At 36.6% G+C, this 19,741-nt stretch carries 17 protein-coding genes; 4 read left to right on the top strand and 13 right to left on the bottom strand.

What is annotated here, in order from left to right; translation table 11 throughout:
- Positions 1 to 73 precede the first annotated feature (73 nt).
- Both CIK00_RS03330 and CIK00_RS03325 read left to right on the top strand, forming a co-directional pair.
- On the top strand, positions 74 to 280 hold the full coding sequence (locus CIK00_RS03330) for a hypothetical protein (protein ID WP_101767516.1): 207 nt from the start codon (positions 74 to 76) through the stop codon (positions 278 to 280).
- A gap of 2 nt (positions 281 to 282) precedes the next feature.
- Complete coding sequence (locus CIK00_RS03325) at positions 283 to 990, top strand: DNA topoisomerase family protein (protein WP_101767515.1); 708 nt, start codon at positions 283 to 285, stop codon at positions 988 to 990.
- A gap of 45 nt (positions 991 to 1,035) precedes the next feature.
- Here the strand turns inward: CIK00_RS03325 and CIK00_RS03320 are convergent, their stop codons facing one another.
- Both CIK00_RS03320 and CIK00_RS03315 read right to left on the bottom strand, forming a co-directional pair.
- The gene (locus CIK00_RS03320) at positions 1,036 to 1,986 is read right to left on the bottom strand and encodes a hypothetical protein (RefSeq protein WP_101767514.1); all 951 of its coding nucleotides are present in this window, start codon (positions 1,984 to 1,986) and stop codon (positions 1,036 to 1,038) included.
- A gap of 35 nt (positions 1,987 to 2,021) precedes the next feature.
- Complete coding sequence (locus tag CIK00_RS03315) at positions 2,022 to 2,216, bottom strand: hypothetical protein (RefSeq protein WP_101767513.1); 195 nt, start codon at positions 2,214 to 2,216, stop codon at positions 2,022 to 2,024.
- 234 nt (positions 2,217 to 2,450) lie between these two features.
- Between CIK00_RS03315 and CIK00_RS03310 the strand changes: the two genes are divergently transcribed.
- The gene (locus CIK00_RS03310; RefSeq protein WP_101767512.1) at positions 2,451 to 3,038 is read left to right on the top strand and encodes a hypothetical protein; all 588 of its coding nucleotides are present in this window, start codon (positions 2,451 to 2,453) and stop codon (positions 3,036 to 3,038) included.
- A 75-nt stretch (positions 3,039 to 3,113) separates the two neighbouring features.
- On the opposite strand, the gene CIK00_RS03305 is transcribed toward CIK00_RS03310, so the two are convergent.
- The 6 genes from CIK00_RS03305 to CIK00_RS03280 all read right to left on the bottom strand — a co-directional run bounded on the left by CIK00_RS03305 (position 3,114) and on the right by CIK00_RS03280 (position 9,669).
- On the bottom strand, positions 3,114 to 3,665 hold the full coding sequence (locus tag CIK00_RS03305) for a hypothetical protein (RefSeq protein WP_101767511.1): 552 nt from the start codon (positions 3,663 to 3,665) through the stop codon (positions 3,114 to 3,116).
- On the bottom strand, positions 3,662 to 4,033 hold the full coding sequence (locus CIK00_RS03300; RefSeq protein WP_101767510.1) for a hypothetical protein: 372 nt from the start codon (positions 4,031 to 4,033) through the stop codon (positions 3,662 to 3,664). The genes CIK00_RS03305 and CIK00_RS03300 overlap by 4 nt, the downstream gene beginning before the upstream one ends.
- 381 nt (positions 4,034 to 4,414) lie before the next feature.
- Entirely contained in the window at positions 4,415 to 5,635 is a 1,221-nt protein-coding gene (locus CIK00_RS03295; RefSeq protein ID WP_167388500.1) for a conjugal transfer protein TraF, read from the bottom strand.
- A gap of 121 nt (positions 5,636 to 5,756) precedes the next feature.
- A complete protein-coding gene (locus CIK00_RS03290) occupies positions 5,757 to 7,079 on the bottom strand; it encodes a type II toxin-antitoxin system HipA family toxin (protein ID WP_101767509.1) in 1,323 nt (440 codons plus the stop codon).
- Complete coding sequence (locus CIK00_RS03285; protein WP_101767508.1) at positions 7,073 to 7,417, bottom strand: helix-turn-helix transcriptional regulator; 345 nt, start codon at positions 7,415 to 7,417, stop codon at positions 7,073 to 7,075. Before CIK00_RS03285 ends, CIK00_RS03290 begins: the two co-directional genes overlap by 7 nt.
- A gap of 296 nt (positions 7,418 to 7,713) precedes the next feature.
- Positions 7,714 to 9,669: a DUF6035 family protein gene (locus CIK00_RS03280; protein ID WP_101767507.1), complete on the bottom strand. Its 1,956-nt coding sequence runs from the start codon at positions 9,667 to 9,669 to the stop codon at positions 7,714 to 7,716.
- 976 nt (positions 9,670 to 10,645) lie between these two features.
- On the opposite strand from CIK00_RS03280, the gene CIK00_RS03270 reads away from it, so the two are divergent.
- Positions 10,646 to 11,023 (top strand): hypothetical protein, encoded by a 378-nt coding sequence (locus CIK00_RS03270; protein ID WP_101767505.1) that lies wholly within the window; start codon positions 10,646 to 10,648, stop codon positions 11,021 to 11,023.
- A 766-nt stretch (positions 11,024 to 11,789) separates the two neighbouring features.
- Here CIK00_RS03270 and CIK00_RS03260 read toward each other — a convergent pair.
- The 5 genes from CIK00_RS03260 to CIK00_RS03240 form a co-directional block, all read right to left on the bottom strand.
- Entirely contained in the window at positions 11,790 to 12,677 is an 888-nt protein-coding gene (locus CIK00_RS03260) for a hypothetical protein (protein ID WP_144043141.1), read from the bottom strand.
- A 1,027-nt stretch (positions 12,678 to 13,704) separates the two neighbouring features.
- Entirely contained in the window at positions 13,705 to 13,899 is a 195-nt protein-coding gene (locus CIK00_RS03255) for a hypothetical protein (protein ID WP_144043140.1), read from the bottom strand.
- Positions 13,900 to 14,477: 578 nt separating this feature from the next.
- Positions 14,478 to 15,164, bottom strand: coding sequence for a hypothetical protein (locus CIK00_RS03250; protein ID WP_144043139.1), 687 nt, complete (start codon positions 15,162 to 15,164; stop codon positions 14,478 to 14,480).
- Positions 15,165 to 16,255: 1,091 nt separating this feature from the next.
- A complete protein-coding gene (locus tag CIK00_RS03245; RefSeq protein WP_101767500.1) occupies positions 16,256 to 17,053 on the bottom strand; it encodes a hypothetical protein in 798 nt (265 codons plus the stop codon).
- Between the two features lie 74 nt (positions 17,054 to 17,127).
- The gene (locus CIK00_RS03240; protein WP_232579197.1) at positions 17,128 to 19,710 is read right to left on the bottom strand and encodes a TraC family protein; all 2,583 of its coding nucleotides are present in this window, start codon (positions 19,708 to 19,710) and stop codon (positions 17,128 to 17,130) included.
- Positions 19,711 to 19,741: the final 31 nt, after the last annotated feature.

Genomic DNA, 19,741 nt, shown 5'->3' with positions numbered 1-19,741 from the left:
AAAATTGATTTTTTAAAAGTCGGCATAAAAGTCGGCTTTTTTTACGTTTAAAAACTGTATGGGGTAATACTAAATGAATATTTTTATTTCATTCATAACAATACTAATGCCATTGGCTTTATGTATTTTCTTCGGCTGCTTTGTTGTACTTAAACTACAGAGCATAAAGAAGACACCGACACCGACACCGACACCGACACCAACACCAACACCACAGTCTACGCTTAAAATTAAGATTGGCTTTAATACTGAATGTGAAAAGAATAAGGACGAAAAATAATCATGGATATGACTTTATTGATATTATTTTTAGTTCCACTTTTAATTATTGGTAAGTTAGTACAGATAAAAAGAGATAAGGGGAAAAGGAGAGTCGAAGAACAAGCACCCAATGCTAATTCAATACCAACCAATACCAATAATCCTGGTTCTTCAGTGAACGTAACAATAAAATCCAACTTAACTTCAGAACCAAAAACACAAATATCGTTATCGAATAACGATATTTGTGATCGATGTGGGGGTGCTTTGCATCCTATAACGATAATGAACGGAGAGTTAAAAGGCTTTACTATTTTAATGTGCGAACATATCGCCTGCAAAAGAAACGAAATAGCGTTATCTTCGGCTAAAAATGTTAAAAGACAACAACTAAAATCAAAAAAATTAAAGGTTAAAAAGAAACCAGTAACTAACAAACAATGTCCAGAATGCGGTTCAGGTTTATCGTTCAAAAAAGGAAAAAGAGGGAAACTTTCCGGGGCAACTTTTTGGGGGTGTGACAATTTCCCAAAATGCTGTTATCACAGCATAATCACGTTACCAAAAAATAATGATAAAGATAAATCGATCCCAGTAACTAACAAACAATGCCCAGAATGCGGCTCTGGCTTATCATTTAGACGTGGGAAAAGAGGTAAACTTGCACATATGGATTTTTGGGGATGTGACAACTTTCCCAAATGCCGTCATTACGAAATAGCAGAGTAGTTAACTAATATTAATCGCTGAATGCCCTGCAAATGCATTTAGCGATTAATTGAACACACCTTGATAACGCTCTTTTTCATGTTCAATACTACCAACTTTCCCTGTGATATTTAATGGTCGTTTCTGTTGATTATGGTTCATCCGTAAAGAATAATTTCTGCTCATTAGACGATTTAGACCTACACGCTGAAAATAAGCCCAACCACCAGCCTTTGATCCTCTCAAGAAGTCATAAACAATAACATGGTTATTATCAACGATATCTATTGCTATATCGTCTCCTAAACGTACATCCACACTCTTCATCATATCAAACCCATTAAATCTGTGTTTAATGTATAAATTCGTCTGCACTTCGTTTTTAAACGTGCCAAGCATATCTTCGTAAAAACGATAAACAGGAAATAGTGAGTGTTTTTTAATACCGTAACTATTATCGGCACGAGTAATAAACATTAAAGAATTATCTCTATATGACTCAACGCATTGCTTGCGATAATCGCGGCCACGTTCTTGTAATACAGAGTATTCGTATAAATGTTCCTGAATCATCATTTCTTGATAATTATCGTAAGCTACAAACGATTCCATACTCATATCATGACCACCCCATAAACCAACACACATAGCAGTTAGAATCCCATCCTTTTGGTTCCATAAACGTTGAAAGGATCTTCCTAACTCAGCGTCTTGAGGATATTGACGCTTTATATTAAGTACCGTTGTCGCGTTACCGTATCTAATATCAAAAAAATCTGTTGGTTGAACGTTGGCATAACGTGAATTGTCACTCGTCTTAATGATTTGCCACTGTCCAATTAACGTGGCCATCGCTTGTTGCTTCGATTGAATAATCGCTCCTGCATTACCGATTAATATTCCACCTTGCTGTACTGGTTCAATATTATAGCCACCAAAAGCCAGTGAAACGGAGGGGAGAGACAGAGAGATAGTTATGGCTAATATTTTACAGAGATTATTAGGTATTACGCCCATGCGGAATGGTCCTATAGATTTATAATAATTTTTGTTCACGCTAAGATTCTGATATCGACTAATGAACAACCAATAAATGATGCTGTATTAAACCAACTCCCGTCAAACTCCTGTAGTAATACAGCCAAATATTCTTTTGCCTCATCAATGTCTACAGGATCCTTTGATGCTATCGCTTTATTTATTACGACCTTGTGGTGCTTAAATGCAATTTCATTTAGATTAAACATTAAAATTTTTTCCTTGGTTATGATTTTACGTTATCTACGCTAACGAATGGTAAATAATATTCGAGATAGCTCAAGAGGTCATCTTAAGCGTATGGCGAAAATACCTTGCGAGGGCAATTTTACTTGATATTTGCAACATTAATCAAATACACCTCATTTTTTAATCAATGAAATTGTAAGTTAATGACCCTATTATTATAATCTTCTTACAATTTTAATAAGTAGTGTATAAAAATGATTGAGTTTGTGAATTTTATCCCTTTGCGTGACGGATTAAAGATAACACCACAACCTGATGTAGCATACATATCAATTCATGATGTTAATCATGAGGATACAAGTCGTAAAAATGAAGCTTGGGGGGCTAACTATGAAAAACAGTGGGGTATGTATTATTCATTTGGATTCGAAGATGCTGCGTATGACGAAGAATTGATCAAAGAATTTGGTAAAGATTTTCCGAAATATTATGCGGATTGTTTAATGCCGGATAAAGCGCTCGACATAATCGAAGCTATCATTGCGATCACATCCAATCCTAACATTAAAAGCATTGTTATTAATTGTGATTCAGGACGCTCTCGTTCCGCTGCTGTGGCGTTATTTATTAATACGAAATACAACATCCCGCTTCTACACCCAGTAGAATATCCTAATTCATTAGTCACTAAGCTTCTTAACGACCCAACATGTTATGATCAGGTGTTTGAGGAATTTGTTAACCAACCGTTAGAGGGGATGAAAAAAAAGACAGCCGCATCCAGTAAAAACGACTTCTTTTCAAAATTGAGTAAGTTGCTAACGGTGCTTATGGGTAAATAGTTATTTGTTGCGTCAGGCGGCAGAAAGTAAAAAACCGACAATAAGTAGTCGGTTTTTTCGGTATTTGGCTTACGATTATTTCAATGGGAATTGGTTCGCAACTAGAATATCTACTTTTTTAATCGCTTCATCAGTCACCTTTGGTTGACCTACAAAGCCATCAACACTATAACCAATCAACATGTATAACTGCTCAAAATCTTCGCTGCTAAAATCATCTTTTTTCTGCATAATATCCATCAGAGTTGTACTATTTTGTATTAAAAAATAGTCTAATATCTCGTTGGATTTGAAGTGTACCACGCCATTATCATCCATTATTAATGGTTGCCATGGTGATTTGAAATTTTGCATACCATATTCATCACGTTCAATAATACCTTCAATATTCTTGATTGTATTATTTGATACGTAACCCAACTCAAAATAACCATCAACGCTATAGCCAATCAATTGAGCGAATTGTTGCAAGTCATTTGGGTTGCTATTGAAAAATTCAGCGACAATCTTATTCATGTTAATATTGCCGTTATCCACCCACCACACTACGATCTCGTTTTCTTTGAAACGTAACACGTCATCTAAATAAATAGGCTGCATAGGAAAGCCTGCTTTAGCTGCGTTCATAGAGTTAATCCCTCATCAACAGTTTTTAATTCAAAAATAAATATCGCCTCATTGCCTGACTTATCTTTCAGCGTTATCTCACATTGAGAAGAATACGGATCAACCTGATTATCTATTATCTCAACAGGACAGTGATCATTGGCAAATTGAATTTTGACGGCATCATTTATCGCAGTCTTGAAATCTTCCTTACTGTTTGACCATAGACGCAGGTTTTGAGAGGCATAGTTAGATATCGCTTCGCAGGGTTCGACTGTGATGGGTACTGCAATCCAACAATCCAAAATACCTCTTTGGTTATTATCACTATGCTTCTTAATATGCAGAGCAGGATGTAGCAGTTCTAAAATTAAAGCTGAGTCTTTCATTTTTAACATATTTCCCTTAACTGAGGTCTTGGAAATATTGTTACATGATTTTTAATACCCGCTAGTGCGGCAATTGGTACTGCTAGATGTAATTGGCATACCATTTTATCATTCTGAGCATCATTATCATTTCAGTAATCGTAATTTACTTACGATTTCTTGCTTGACGCGTAAATATATACTCACAAAAAGGTTATTTGTGAATTAATGAGTAATTATTTTTACACTTAACGAGGAATTTGAGATGTGTTATTTGTTGGTGGATGACAATTGTTTTGTGCGACTATAACGATAGAATTAAAACCTGATCACCACTATTCGCTAATGGCTAGTGATTCACCAGTAGCTAGTGAATTGCAGTAATCAGGTACAATTTTACGATTAAATGGTTAGTACAAACTGCGCTGCAACTGTGTAGTTGTTGTCTTGGCCATATTGGGCACCAATATCTACACCAAAAACACCAAATGGTTTAAGACCAATACCGGCACTGATCTTATCTTTAGCGTAATCTGTCATGCTATGACTATAACCAGCACGCAATTGCGCCCAGTCCCAGGCATTTAACTCAACACCGAAATTCGCAAACTGGGTATTCGTCGCAACCTCTTTAAAATAATGTTGTTTGTTAAGGTCTATATCAGCTGCAATAGTAACTAATTCATTAGAGAAGGATGTTCCTAACGTGTATTTTGGCTCAATGATGTAAGTGGCTGACGATTTAACGTTATTCGATACTTCAATGTTTGTTTCCAACTCTTGCTTAATTAAGTTGGTAGCAGCGAAACCAATCGTAACATTTTGCGCTGGCTTATAAGTAAAACCAAAATCTACGTTGAATGCTGATTTTTCAGTGTGATCATCACCAACGTTAAATTTAGAGTCTTCAAATTCGCCCATGTTCTTTTTATATTTAAGAGCGTAAATCTTTTGCATCTTCGGTGATATACCAACGGCAAAAGATTGGCCGTTAAATGGCAGGGTAAAGTTATGCGCAAGAGACAGACCAATATCCGCATAACCACCAGCTAAGGCATTAACGCTTGATTTGAGCTGGTTATTTTCTGGAGCTTTTCCATGTTCTTTAATGTAGTTGATATCAGCCTGATCTACATGAGTAGAAATAAGTCCAGTAGCAACTGCGCGAGTAAATAAAATCGCACTTGCATAATGATTGGGTACTGACACTGCAATACCGGCATTTACATCTACAGATACAGTAGAGTTATCGAGGGCGTTAAGTGCATCTATCCACTTAGCGATATCTGCTTCAGCACTTGTGGTATTAATCGAATGAGTGCCGCTTGTCGTTAAATTATTAATAGTGTCATTAATTGACTGGAATTCATCTATTTTATTGTACAGATCATTTTCGTCATGCACTGACAATACGACTGATGGCAAAATCATCCCGAAATCATCATTATCATGATATTGGGCCGCGAGCGCGGGGTTATAAAACCCAGAACTTAGATAATCGGCAGATGCAACACCAACACCACCCATACCAACACCACGAGCATCGTTACCATTAGCAAAAGCTGCTGAAGAAAGAGTTGCAGTAACGATTAAAGCTATATTTGTTAATTTTGAAATTTTCACTTGCGCGCTTAACTATTGTTTTTGATTTCGTAAGATGTTAATTCAATTTTCGTTAGTTGTCTTGGTTTTATTGTTTGGGTGGGGAAAGGTAGGGGAGTAAACCCCTACCATTTTGATGTCTTTATATTTTCAGTCTGAGGTTTTTCTCTACCTCATTAATAAGGCTTAATGGTACTGCTTGATCTAACGCTAACTCTCTCCATCGAGAAACATGTTCAATTGTCTCATCAATCGTATTATCAATCATTTGCGTTGTAAATCTTGGACTAAGGCGAGACAAATGATGAAAGTCATTTCGAGTAAAATTGTCCCGTTTATTATTCAAGCTCATCCAGTGATTAGCTATCCAACGACTATCTGGTTTGTAAGAATATGCGATGTCATATGCTGGAGCTAATGACCAACGACCATCATCATTCATCATAAAAGAAAAATTTTTCGAGTGATCATCGTGATTTCGAGCAATAACATTAAATACCATTCGCTTAAATAATTGTTCGGCATCTACCGCTGTGAGTTTTAATTGACGGGCAACACTAAATAATTCCTCGTAAGAATATTCCCCTGCCTTTTTGTAGCTAACATGCGCAATAGCATTGAGAGTCTGTGTATGTATGCGTTTATTGGCATTTCGATCAAAACGCTTTGTCAAGAAATGACGGCGGTTACCTTCATTTAGTAATCGCGTTGGCATCATATCGATCCCACAAAGCTCATGAGCAAGTAAGTAATATGTATATTCCATTGCTCCATAACCCAGGGGATCACCAAACGTCTCTTTATTTGTATTATGCTCGCTGACCCCGTCAAATTTCATCAGATAATGAGAAAATCCTGCTGGGGCCTCAACTTGTCCCGAGCGCACTTGTCGAAAGTCTTCGCTAAAAGCGAGTACGGCTTTTGGTCTAGCCCCACCAGCACTCATCCCAACCGACATTAGCGCGAGCATTCCATCTTTATCTTCAGCACCACTTTGATTTAACGCTAAATCAAAATCTTCACGTTCACTTAAAATATCCTGAGCAACAGCGACGAGTGAACTAATCTGAATCTCTTTTGACTGATCAAATCCGTTTGTGTGGCTTGGTGGTGAGTAAGTCAAGGCACCCATTCCACGCAGCCCCGTATACTGGAGTCTTTCTAATGGTGTTATGCTCGTCGGGGCTCTACCGTTACGCGCTACCCAAGCATTAAGCACACTATTACCGAAATCATCTGGCAATGAGTCAGCAAGAAGCCCTGAAAGTCCTTTAAACGTCGCAGGATCTATATTGGGGAATGTGTAAATCTTTTTCGACAAGGGCATCATCAAGGGCGCTAGTTCGATGCCTGAATCAATAAAACGTTTATCATATTCAAATGCACTTTGTTTTGAGTCAGTATCATAGCTCGCCGCCCCAATCATCTTGCTATTATAGCTTACGTCAATATATTGTTTTACCATCCCAAATCATCCTCTTGTTGAGTAGCGTTATCGCCAATTGTTCTTGAACTTGATGCCCTAACTCGTTCTTTCCCTTTCAACTTTGATAGTTGAATTGGAGATATTGGGGTAGGTGGCAGAAAAGAATCTATATAATCAGTCGCATCAAGAGCTAACATCAGGGCCATAAATGTTTCCATAGTGGCTTTACCTGCTTCAGCTCTCGCTATCCTTTGACGTGTAACTCCAGCGATCATGGCTATATCGTCTTGAGATTTATTGCAATTCAATCGGTATTGCTTAATGCGGTCACCCATTAATTCGGCTAATGCCGATGGTGTCATATGAGAGTAATTCATGCTACGCCTTAATGTTCTATTACCTTAACATTATAATCAATATTTGATGGTAATGTTATATTTTTAAAACATTAATTATAATTAGTCACATGAGGCGGGTTGGGATGCTTAACGTTTCATTATTATAACCGTATCAATACTATATGCTAACTAAGTTGTAATTCTGTAACATTAATTATGAATATTAACGTAATGCACTCAAGACATGGTTGAGTCATGGCTTATAGTAAAATTGCTGTGTGTTGTATTGGTAAATCGTAACGTACTTACAATTTTATGGTTTTTAATAATCACGCCTACAGCAACTTGCAGATGTTTTTTAAGCGAATCAACTTATTACTAACATCGTCTCTGATTTCATCGTTAAACAGATCATGAGCAACCATAAAGTTAAACGTGTCACTTAATCTACGCAATTCAACTCGATAACGCTTTTGATTCTCTTTTGATTGAGTCGATAGTTCCGTTACTCGCCGTGATAGACACTCACTGAATTGTTGAAGTAATGCACTTACAGCAAGTTCAACTTCCCCTGTACATTCCGACGTGGTTCTGTATTGAATAACTGACTCTAATTCGCAGATATATTTTTCGTGGAATATGGTTCCCCACACACACATGCTCAAAGTTGGGTACCAAGCACGTATCTCACTGTCTTTTTTTAGTAAGTTTGAGCTAAAACCTTGTTTCCGAGTAGTTCGTTTTATCTGCCGTGACTGACGCGTAAGTTCTTCGACTCGTCTCTTTTGTTCGATAGGGTAGTTAACGTATTTTAATATTTCAGCATTCACTCTCTTTACTGAGCCATCTAATGATTTACGAGTACGATGACTCAGCTTCACATCCAATAAATCTGCCTTTATTTGCTTATTGAGCTGGCGAACATTTCTTCGTAACTCCTTAACAGCAATAGATTGGTCAGATGACCAATTATCAGTAGTTGATATACACCATAAACCCCGTAGCTTTATATGGATATCTGTAAGTGCATTACGATAACTTCGTAACAGGGATGATATGGCATGACGTCGTTCTCTATTTACAACTTTTGGTTCGTACCGATTAACGTAATTAGTGATTTGTTTATAACAGTCGTCACCACGCTTAGATGCTATGCCATTTAGACTCGGCATTAATTCGTATTCCGCAATAACACCTTTCATTACGGATAGTAGTTGTAACGAAGTAAACCTTACGTCGGTATATTTATGTGTGAGTTGGGCGCCATAATGGACAGCCCGTAGACGCTTGGCTAACCACGAACGGTAACCTGCAATGTTAGTACCGGTATTAACTCCAATAGGGAGACGTTCCCTGGGGCATAGTGATAAGTTATTTATTCGCATTTGTCGTTCGTGCATTACAACACCAACATTGCTATTGACTTGCTTTGTGATCACAGGGTAATTCACTGTAAGCCATACGGTATTCTTCAATTCACTTTTGAGTAGGTCCGACTCTCCAAAACTAAAAAAATTATTAGATGGTCGCTGGTGGTTTGTTTGTAACTCATAAGCTCCACTATTTGAACCATAAAGGATATATGACGCAATATTTTGGGAGCCTTTTATACTGTCATCACAATCAGGGAATAGCCAAATTAAATTGATACCGCATTCACGAAAAAATTGCTCCCTTTGCATTACAGCTACCGGTGTTAACCACGACCGATATAATTCAATAACAAATTCATGGCCATCATGATCAGCAAAATATAAATCAGGTTTCCGCTTGGCATTATCATTGTCATCAGAATACATAAAGCGGCTCATTGATATAGACTCTCTTTGGATATTTGCATCCAAATGCAAAACATCATAGATCCCATATTTCGTATCGACACGCCATTGACGCTCTGTAATTGAGCCGTATCTATCACTATCGTCATTACTGCTTGTATAGTAAGGGCATTGGCTCATCACTAAGGCGTTATCAGCAGAGACAGCATCATGCACAAATACGAATTTATATAGGGACAATGGAGAGGATTCTTTCTGACTAAATGCTGTAGATAGCCGCTTCATAAATAATGGCGTATTACAATACGCGCAACGAGCATAATGTTTATGCTTCAGTCTTGCGTCTGCTATCTTTCGTCTTATCTGCTCAAAATTAATATCAATATCTAAATTATTAGCAGTAAGTAATCTTTTAACTGTTGTAACCGTTTTCTGTCGTTCGTTACTAACAATTATTTCCCAGTTTTCACGACTGATGTGATTATGTTTTTTACATTCCTGAGTCAGCGACATGAATAGCGTCTTACACTTAATTAATGATTAGCGTTATTCTAACTTATCATGGGCGCATAAATTATTTTGAAAACGTTCCGTACTGATAGTTCGGTTATCTTATTTAATATTTTTTATCAGTTTTCGTGTTTATTAGATAACTGGTAAATGATGCAGGATAACTGGTAAATGATGCAGGATAACTGGTAAATGATGCAGGATAACTGGTAAATAATGCGGGATAACTGGTAAATGATGTCATTACATCGAAAGTTACAAACGAAAAAAAGCCCCTAAGAAATGGTCAGTTCCATATCATTAGAGGCTTCATCACTCACGCTAAGATGTACGACACCCATCGATTATCAGGAACCATTACCTATCACCCGACAATACATCTTGTTCGTTGTCCACCCTTGGCGGATAGAACAATATAATGATATTAGCTTACATATTTTACGTCAATTATTTTTGCTATCATGTAAGAAATGTAATAACTCTTTAAGTTGGTTTTTTTGCAAAAAAAAGCTCGTAACTAATGGTAGTTACGAGCAGAGCACCTTACGAAAGTTGATCCAAACAAACATAAGGAAGCTTGGAGGAAGACAAAAAACCAAGCTATTTTAACACCTTAAATATATGAAAAACCAAAAAGGTTAAATTGGGTTTACATGAATATATTTGCTTACGATAACGTTGTCAATATGTGCTGTGGTTTTTATCTGTCATCCTACTACATAATTAAAATATTGCGTTGGTGTGGTTGGCATACGATAATACTTGATATTTGTTGCGAGATTCAAATTGATGAGAAAGATTAAACATAACCCAAACCAAATTTCAATCATTGACACCTTACAACTACCTTTGGGTCATGGGGGAAAGCGCGATGGGGCAGGACGAAAAAAAAGTGAACCAACGACAACCATTAGAGTTCCAGTCTCTCTAATTCCAACTATTAACAAATTGGTAATGGAACATAAAGGAAAAGCTTAACATGGTCAATGTGACAGCAAAATATCTCATCGATGGTGACCAATTATCACCGATCCAATTACAACGCTTATTAGGTGATATAGGTTACAAAGACGGGGTAGGGATCACCATTTTCCATAATGGAACGTTCGGGAAATATAATATTGAATTTTGTCGTCAGTGCAAAACGACAGGGGTGACCACGATAGAAGCACCAAACATTAAAAACGGTGCCGATTTTTTGTTGATTTCGGAATTGACACTCATCTTATGTAATGCGCGTACCGCAAATATATTCGTCTACACTAATGATAAATCATTGGCCATGGCTGCCAAGTTCATTGGATCGCGGTATTTCACTGAAATCAATATCAAACCAATCTGTATTGTCGCAGTCTAAATACTACGACGTTAAATGGCTATTTTTTAGCATATCTTTTCCAAAACTATACTTTCTAAAGTTCACGGTGTGATTCTCTTTTTTAAACGCTTTCTTATTGATTCTTGGGTGACGGGGCTAATTCGTCGCAAACCGGTTCTGACGCACTGCTCATTATGCTTTACCAACTTGTCCAATACTTCGGATTGGTGTCGGCTGCGCAACACCTATCCTTATTTGTTATATCGTTATATAGACCGCAGCAATAGCACTAAATAGACCTAAAACCACAACAACAAAAAGTAGATCTCTAATTTAACGGTTGTAGATGGTGCTCGCAGTCAATAGGACCGATGATATTAAGAGGTATTGGATCCCTTACGTCTCCAATCAAGCAAATACCTCCCTTATTATGACTGTATATTATATAACTGCAGCCTAATGAGCCACAATCCGCTAAACTCGATATCAATATCTCATCATGACCATCATGATTCAGATCCCTATGTGTTACCGATATAGAATCATTATACTCATCACCGAAATCAAGACTTACTCTCTTTTGATAATGAGATACCGCAATACTATCCCAACTATCCGATGTTATAACCGCTGGTGGTAGTGCACCCATTGCGAGGGTTGTTGCTACTAATAAATAAGAGAACATCTCTAATTCCATTTTAAGGCGCTTTGAAACCTTTTTATCGTTTTACTGTATGTGCATTACCGGAATAAACTATTAAAGATTGAATCAATAAATTCGTAAATATCTTGGAATATGGCCACATCACACCTCCAGTACCGGTTGGCTAAGTTTGTCATACAATACAAAATTGTTATGGCCACCTTGACGGAAATCGTAAATTAAAATTTGGTGGTCATTGATGATGTCTATCAAATGTGTCTCTCCAATCCTTAAATCACTAATCGATTGAAGATCAAGTCCATAATGACCTTTGTAAAAGGTATTATTTACTATAGCTTTATCTCGTAAATGCCAACCACTCAACCTTCCTGCTAACATCGTACTCCCTATAGCAACATCCGTTGTGACTTCCTTACCATCATCACCTTCACTTAACGACCTCACCGTAAGTAAGTCATTATCCTTCATAGCCAAGCGACACTCGTAAAAAAAACTTTGACGCTTTTTAGCTAAATCCATCGTTATCGACTTACGATTATGCGATGTTTTTTCATTACGGGCGTGAGAACGCATCTTGTCGCTATAACTATCCCAATGCGCAAAATCACCAACAGTCATATCAAAAGCAGACCAGCGATTATCACAAGATAGGTCCAATAGAGAATCCAAACTCTTTATCTTGTGTCGATACAACTCCCACTGGTGCCTGTCTCTAATTAAACTTTTACGAAAACCTTTAACGTCGCCTTCTTGGGCTAAAGTGATCTTTAATACTTCAGGTTCATCACCGCGCTGGCGTGATGAGTATCTCCAATGCCATTCACCAATCATTAACTTCATACCATTAGTTCTTGATGATACCTGGAGACCATTATTACGCTCAAAAGGGATAACATCTGATGGCAGTGTGTTCCCAATTAATGTGTCCGTTGTTAATACGCCAAATGAAAATGGAACATCAATATCTTCAGCACCAACTGCAGTATTCGATGCCATCATCATTACTATCGCTACTCCAAACCGTTTCATACTCTTCTCGGGGGTGTTTAATCGTTATCGCAATACGATATTGTCAGTGACAAACGATAATTATTCTTTGGATATGAAATAACCGATCATTTGACCGGTTCCCAATATTAAATCGTTTACAACTCGGCCGTCTCTTATCTGTAGATCAACTTTTAAATTATCGCCATCTTCAGTAACAAGACCTTCTCTACATTTCCACCCTAAGTTGTTAGTTGTTATTTTCTGCTTGATGTTACTACAAAATCAACAACCATTGTATAAGACAACTTGTAAAAAATAAATTATGTCGATTATGTCTGTGACGTTCGACTGTAATTAGAAAACGATACGAATTGATAACCAATAAAGTTAAGTGAGGAACTAACAAGTAGTGGTTACTTAACAGAAAATGGGTGGGGGAATTAACAGAAAATAAAAAAATGGGTGACATACTTGCAGAGCAATAACCATATCTATTACTTAAATCGTAATGCAATAACAATAAGTCCAGATACGACGATAATGACTATATCTGGACTTACAGTGATTTTAATACCAGCTAATAATCTCTCTATCCACAGCAACATCATCAATTACATCTCCATGCCTCGCTGTACACTGCCTATTACTACTAATTATTCAATAAATAACGTTAACGATACGAATACGTTAAATTTGTTTGATAACTACATCAGCCAAGCACTAAAAATAATCCTTAATATCCCGCCCCTGACGCCTCAATCGACGATAACCTACCCAATGGTATCAATACCAATGATAACGGCGCACCAGACCGCTCTGAGCGAGTTATATGGCAAGGATTGAGTTTAAGTGAAGATACCATTACAAATGCGACTATCGAATCGTAAGTGAAGGCGGGATAGTTTGTCGCTACAATCAACGGGTAACCCTATCTTGGTCTAAAGGCGTACCTGACTGCAATCGTTGAAGTAAACTAAAAACAATAAAGGCATCGATACTAAACCTTGTTATAGATATCGATGCCTTTATCTTTTTTAATTCTATCCATTATCCTTAGAAAATATTTTTATTTTTTCCTACCTGTCGCTGACACTAACTTACAAAAATAATTAAACTCGTTATCTATCTTTGCTACCCATTCACTCATCATCGCGTAACTAACACACGATTCTTTTGATGCATCTAATGTGGTCAACCGTTTCATGTAGATCCCCGTTAAACTACTTCTGATATGCTCTGGAGTGTTTAGGTGCTCCATCATGATTGCTATCCTTTCTTTTTTCTTATTCATTTAGAATTCATTCTTTAGGCTAATATAAAAACATACCATCTAGACAATCATCCCCTAACAACTCAAGTTTGTCATTTTTAATATTTAAATTAATTTCGTAACTTACTTACAACTTTAACAGGTGTGTTTTAAATATTGTTCAGTGCTTACGAATATTTAATTGTATCGTTCATACAAATATTAAATGATGATCAATATTTACTCTCACCATTAAAGTGAGGTGCTAGTTAATTATATTAGCTAGGGAATAATTGTAATGCAACTACGATAATAATCCTCGGTGATAATCAGTAGCGATATGAAAATGAAATAATTTAAAATTAAAATAGGAGTTTTGATTAATAATTAAAAGCAAAGGGGGCGATATATAATAATAGTTTGATTGAATTAACGATTAATGGGTTTAGTTTTGATTATTTTTATTAGGAATGGAATTAGAATTCGGAGTGATGTTCGAATTGCATCCATGTTCTCTGGTGTTGGGTGTGTAATGGTAAAATAGATAACTGGCGATATAAAACGGGTCACCAGCTATCACTCATTGAAACTTATGGCTTTTGATAAAAAGCGATAAATTCACTCGCATTATATTTCCAGCACTTATGATTAGCCATGTCGATATCAATTAAGAATTTATAACGAATTAAAGGCTTCTGTAATTCTTGTTTTTTTGAATCGTCGATGGTGACATCACCAAGACTTTTTATTTGATTAATTAAACTTGATTCCGTTTGAAATAACTGTTCACACTTAATCGACTCAGGATCCTTTACGTGATCCAATTTAACCCAATCAATGTACTCATCATAATCACGGATGAAATCTTTTAAGCTAAATGTTGCTCTGGGGGATTCGGTAACATCTGAAGTACACATCGAATTATATTTAGTAAGTAGATTACGATACGTCAATATCTCATCAGGGAGATTACTATCAATGTCACCCACTAAGTAGTTATAGGTTTCTGCAGCAAGTATTTCAGTATTTTTTACTTTATCAAATTCAGGCTCTAAATACGCACGAAGCCGAGATTCAATGTCGCTCAACCTAAAAATCATTAATGGGCACTTGTTCATATTGTTAGCACTAGAAATACCGCTATCAAGATTAGTATCTGCGATCGTGTAGTTGCAACTTAAGAGGAGCGGTAAAGCCATTAAAATATTTTTATTGAACATCATCACTAACCAACCTAACACCGAGAATGCAAAGAACATTACCACTTGCTTACGCAAGGTTCAACGTTAAGCGTTGTAATTTTAATGGGAATATCTTTTTTTAGAACCATCATCAACATTGCATCATGGGACGCTCGTTATTGGCCCTGTAGATGACTGTCGCTTACCGCTATGGCTTCTTCCTTAGTTTTTTAGCATTGCTTTGGTATATATTCTATTCGTCTCCCAAGGCATTGCCTTGGGAGAGATCTCCCAAGGCGCTGCGAATTTTACAGTCTCCCAAGGCACTGCGAATTTTACAGTCTCCCAAGGCACTGCCGTTTCCTATTCGTCTCCCAAGGCGCTGCGAATTTTACAGTCTCCCAAGGCGCTGCGAATTTTACAGTCTCCCAAGGCGCTGCGATGATAATCGAGAAATAATGGCTATATCCCAAGGCGCTGCGAATTTTACAGTCTCCCAAGGCACTGCGAATTTTACAGTCTCCCAAGGCACTGCCGTTTCCTATTCGTCTCCCAAGGCGCTGCGAATTTTACAGTCTCCCAAGGCACTGCGAGACAGGTTTAAATAATTAGCTATAAAACACGATTAATAACAAGTTATCGAGTGAGGTATAAGAGTGTATCTTTGTGTGTAAAATTAGGGGGTATAGATAACTAGGCGGAGGGGGGGGGAGATTGGATATAGGGATCATTGGTTATCAAAAAAATCGTTATTTAGAAGTGAGTAAAAAAAGAAAACCATCCAAGTTATTTGGTCGGGGTGACGCTCTAAATTATATTATTATGCATATGAATTTATTATTGATTTCACAGTATTGATTGTCTAAATCTATCGGTAAAACGTTAAAATTTCGCGGTTAATATCTAACTGCGATGTGATTAATTGAGGGAAAAGAGTAAGAATAGACGTTGGTTTTAATGTGGTTATAAGGCAGTATTGGAGTGGTTTTAAGGTGGTTTTAAGGTGGTTATAAGGCAGTATTGGAGTGGTTTTAAGGTGGTTATAAGGTTGAAATAAGGCAGTATTGAAGTGGTTTATAAGGCAGTTATAAGGTTGAAATAAGCCATTTATCAGAGGTAAATGATGAATGACTTATACGTTTTAGATGAGTAGATTATGATTCGAATAATCTAAATAATAGTTAAAATTAGACGAACTCAAGGAATCTAAAAGCGATATCACGCATTTCAGTTGAAGATGCTTCAAGGTTAGTTTTAAACCTTTTTTTAAAGCTTTCACCTTCAGCTATATTGATGCAATTGAACGTTATAACATTAAATATAATATACTCACCGAGAAGGAAAGTAGTAAATGATTTAACTAAGCTACTAATCTCTATATCGATGTTTTCACAGTAATGGTTAATTATTTCGTCTTTCTTATCGGGAAAATCAAGTGCTCTCATGTGATGCTTTATCTTATTTTCATCGTATAAAACAGCACAATTAACAATGCCATTTGAGAGTCCAAAGCAAAACCTAATATTAGATAAAACATATTCTACAAAAGATAGTTGGTATTTATTTTCAGCATAATATTGGGAAAGTTTATTAATTAATGCATCATTAACCTCTAAATTAAAATCAATTATAGGCATTCGATACTCAGTCAAAAGATTAAAAATCGAGCTATCTTTGGGGCAATTGTTAATTAAGTCGCGTGATAGAGACTTACTGCATGACTCAATAAGAATTGATTCTATCACTCCATGTTTATTTGTGCCTATAAACGCCATAAAAGTATTATCAATCGTTTTTAAATGTTGGGTGATTACTTGTTCGAGCTTTTCTTTATCATCGTTATTGAGGTGTTTTGGTACATTATTTATGGTTTTAATTATATGTTCCCAACAGGCGGTTATAATTGAATTTTTAATAGTTTCTTTTTCATTATACTTTTCAAATTCATCTTGTGAGTTAATGTTTAATTCTTGATTATCTGTCATTGCATTACCTGTTTGTATGAAAATGGAGTATTAAAAATACTCCATTTAATTAAAGTTTAAATTAAAAATAATGACTAATCAGAAAATAATTCACATATTTCTTCTTCAGAATAGCTATGGGTGTCATTGTTTTTATTTTTTTCTTTCGCTGATTCTTCATCTTTCAAGACGAGTTTTATAGACTGAGCGATCGAATAACCTTGTTTTTTATATTGGTCAATTGCTGCCAATTCTACACCATCAGTTGTAAACATTAACTGTTGATATCGAGGTACGAATAAACGTACTACTTCCCGAGAACTACCTGTACGGATGTATAATTCAGAATACATTCCCTTAACTGTATGAATACTTTTAAGCAATGCGAAGTCTGTTTCATTACCATCGAATTGTTTATTAACGCGTACTTTTTCAATCACTTCAGGCTCTTGTCGTAGAAACACTTTAAACTGAGAATTATCGGCCATAGCCATCCCAACTTCTGTTTCATACGCATCCGAAATTGATTGCGTGATACACACTCCCGACGCGTTATATTTTCTGAATCTGCGCCATCCAGCCTCTAAAAATTCCGCAATAGCAATGCCAGCACCACCTTTTATTTTTATATACTCCCACGCTTCGTCGAGTACAAAGCATTTAAATTTATCCTTCCCAGTCATAAACATTTCATTTTGAATTGCGCTTATACATTGAAGTAATACTGCGATTTGTAGTTGTTTACGACTCTTCAATTCTTCTAATTCAATAACAACAAAGCTGCCAGAAAAATCCACAGGCTCGTAGTAATCATTAAAAAATTCGCCATAAGGCCCAGTTTTACACCAAGGCTCAAGTTGCATACCAACATCTCTAACACTTTGTTCCTCATTTGAAAGGCAAAGATTAGCAAAATCATCGATAGAAGAATCCCTTCCTTTCTCTTCCCATAATTGTGAAAGAAGTACGTTCATACGTGCACTTTGGAAGTCGGTTAATGTACCGCTAGGCGATGCCATGAACTTTAATAATGAAAGCACCATGTCACCCTGACCATCCTTACCACTAAATTCATGAATCGATTTAAATGGATTCATTGAGTATTTGAAATTATCACCAAACTCTAAAAATTTACCGTTATATAGTGCGCATAATTTTTCATAGCTGCGGCCGACGTCTATAACGAAGACTCTCGCGGAATCTAACGGCATTTGTTCTAATTCAAGTGGGGTTTCACGATACAAATCACCACCTTTTACACTGCCAGAACTTAAACAATTTGATATTAAGTAGTTAATCCAAAATGACTTCCCCGAACCTGAGGCTGCCGCACAGAACATGTTGAAATTGCCGTCAGAGGTAAATGGATCAAAACAAAACAACTGACCATCACGAGTAACAAGAGGGATAGTTGGCCGAGACTGACCGTTACCTTTCCAACTCGCAATCATTGGTGTGATAAATTTTAAAGTGTCGCTAGTAAAGCGGTTGAAACGGTGAAAGTTAGATACAGCTGCTTGGTCAATACCCATAGGTAACGATGATAATAAAAGTGGTAAGCAAATATATCTATCTTCGACTAATTTCCATTTCTTCTTTGATGCGAAAGATTGCATCTCCATAACCGTCTGTTCAGAAGAATGCTTATCCTTACAAAAGATCATAAACTGTAAATAAGAATCAGCGATTTGAGCCCCTTTATTCTCTAGTGATACGAAAAATTCATCGTAATCACGTTTTTGGTATCGAATACGGTCAACCCATTTACTTAATGGACCTGATGCTTGGTGTGTAAGCCAACTACGACGTTTTGTAAATTCAGATTTTGCTTTTTCTTGATTAACGAAGTTTATATTTAACGTCATTAAAAAAGGCTCTCTCAAACCATCTCGACCATTTCGCCAATCACAAACAAGATCGTATATTTCACCAAAAGAAAGAACTTCAGGGAAACGTTGAACCGAAAGAAGCTTTACAAATGCACTGTTATCACTGCCTTCTTCACCGATTTGAACCCCGTCTTGATGTACAAATACAGGATTATTACGCTCCATAACTTGATAACGCAAAGGTAGGGCAGCGTCATGACCTTTAACTCCACTGCGCCAGTCAGCATCCTTATTATGATTGTGAAGGATTTGCATACGGTGCAGATATAAAGCTCCATCCATATCATATGGACTACAACCGATACCTTCCAGAGTTGAGCGTAATTGAAGATACATGCGACGAAATACTTTCACTTCGTCTTTTGATGGTTCTTGTTTTTTTAATGGCATCTTAAATGACACCCATACTTCAAAATCTCTCACTTTGAGATTCATGTTAGGGTTTAAAGGTTTTGTTGTAGATTCAGTGAAATATTCATATGTAGAACGACCAATGGAATCATATAACTCTCCCATTTCACCTTCAGCGCGACCTTCTCGAATAGAGCCAAATCGATCTAAAGTGTCCTTAATATATGGCGAACCAAATAGACTAATTTGCATAAAAGAATCATCAGGAAAATTTCGTTGATATAAATCATCCATCGCATTCATTAAGTCATCATTTACGCCTGTTAATGGCTGGCAAATAAATGTAAAACCAATAAAACCACCATCTAAAACAAAACCTTTCATTTCAGGTAAATATTCTAGAACAGGGAGGGAGTCCCCATACTGGGAAAACCTCATAATAGAATTATGATAGTCAATAATGCCGGTC

Source organism: Photobacterium carnosum (genome assembly GCF_002849605.1).
GTDB classification, from domain to species: domain Bacteria; phylum Pseudomonadota; class Gammaproteobacteria; order Enterobacterales; family Vibrionaceae; genus Photobacterium; species Photobacterium carnosum.
The sequence above is the reverse complement of the archived record's forward strand: the minus strand, read 5'-3'. Positions and strand labels throughout refer to the sequence as shown.

Coding starts and splice junctions, on each gene's coding strand:
- CIK00_RS03330 (WP_101767516.1), top strand. CDS start 74: ATGAATATTTTTATTTCATTCATAACAATACTAATGCCATTGGCTTTA.
- CIK00_RS03245 (WP_101767500.1), bottom strand. CDS start 17,053: ATGACAGATAATCAAGAATTAAACATTAACTCACAAGATGAATTTGAA.
- CIK00_RS03300 (WP_101767510.1), bottom strand. CDS start 4,033: ATGAAAGACTCAGCTTTAATTTTAGAACTGCTACATCCTGCTCTGCAT.
- CIK00_RS03310 (WP_101767512.1), top strand. CDS start 2,451: ATGATTGAGTTTGTGAATTTTATCCCTTTGCGTGACGGATTAAAGATA.
- CIK00_RS03240 (WP_232579197.1), bottom strand. CDS start 19,710: ATGAGGTTTTCCCAGTATGGGGACTCCCTCCCTGTTCTAGAATATTTA.
- CIK00_RS03305 (WP_101767511.1), bottom strand. CDS start 3,665: ATGAACGCAGCTAAAGCAGGCTTTCCTATGCAGCCTATTTATTTAGAT.
- CIK00_RS03270 (WP_101767505.1), top strand. CDS start 10,646: ATGGTCAATGTGACAGCAAAATATCTCATCGATGGTGACCAATTATCA.
- CIK00_RS03325 (WP_101767515.1), top strand. CDS start 283: ATGGATATGACTTTATTGATATTATTTTTAGTTCCACTTTTAATTATT.
- CIK00_RS03315 (WP_101767513.1), bottom strand. CDS start 2,216: ATGTTTAATCTAAATGAAATTGCATTTAAGCACCACAAGGTCGTAATA.
- CIK00_RS03290 (WP_101767509.1), bottom strand. CDS start 7,079: ATGGTAAAACAATATATTGACGTAAGCTATAATAGCAAGATGATTGGG.
- CIK00_RS03285 (WP_101767508.1), bottom strand. CDS start 7,417: ATGAATTACTCTCATATGACACCATCGGCATTAGCCGAATTAATGGGT.
- CIK00_RS03320 (WP_101767514.1), bottom strand. CDS start 1,986: ATGGGCGTAATACCTAATAATCTCTGTAAAATATTAGCCATAACTATC.
- CIK00_RS03260 (WP_144043141.1), bottom strand. CDS start 12,677: ATGAAACGGTTTGGAGTAGCGATAGTAATGATGATGGCATCGAATACT.
- CIK00_RS03280 (WP_101767507.1), bottom strand. CDS start 9,669: ATGTCGCTGACTCAGGAATGTAAAAAACATAATCACATCAGTCGTGAA.
- CIK00_RS03255 (WP_144043140.1), bottom strand. CDS start 13,899: ATGATGGAGCACCTAAACACTCCAGAGCATATCAGAAGTAGTTTAACG.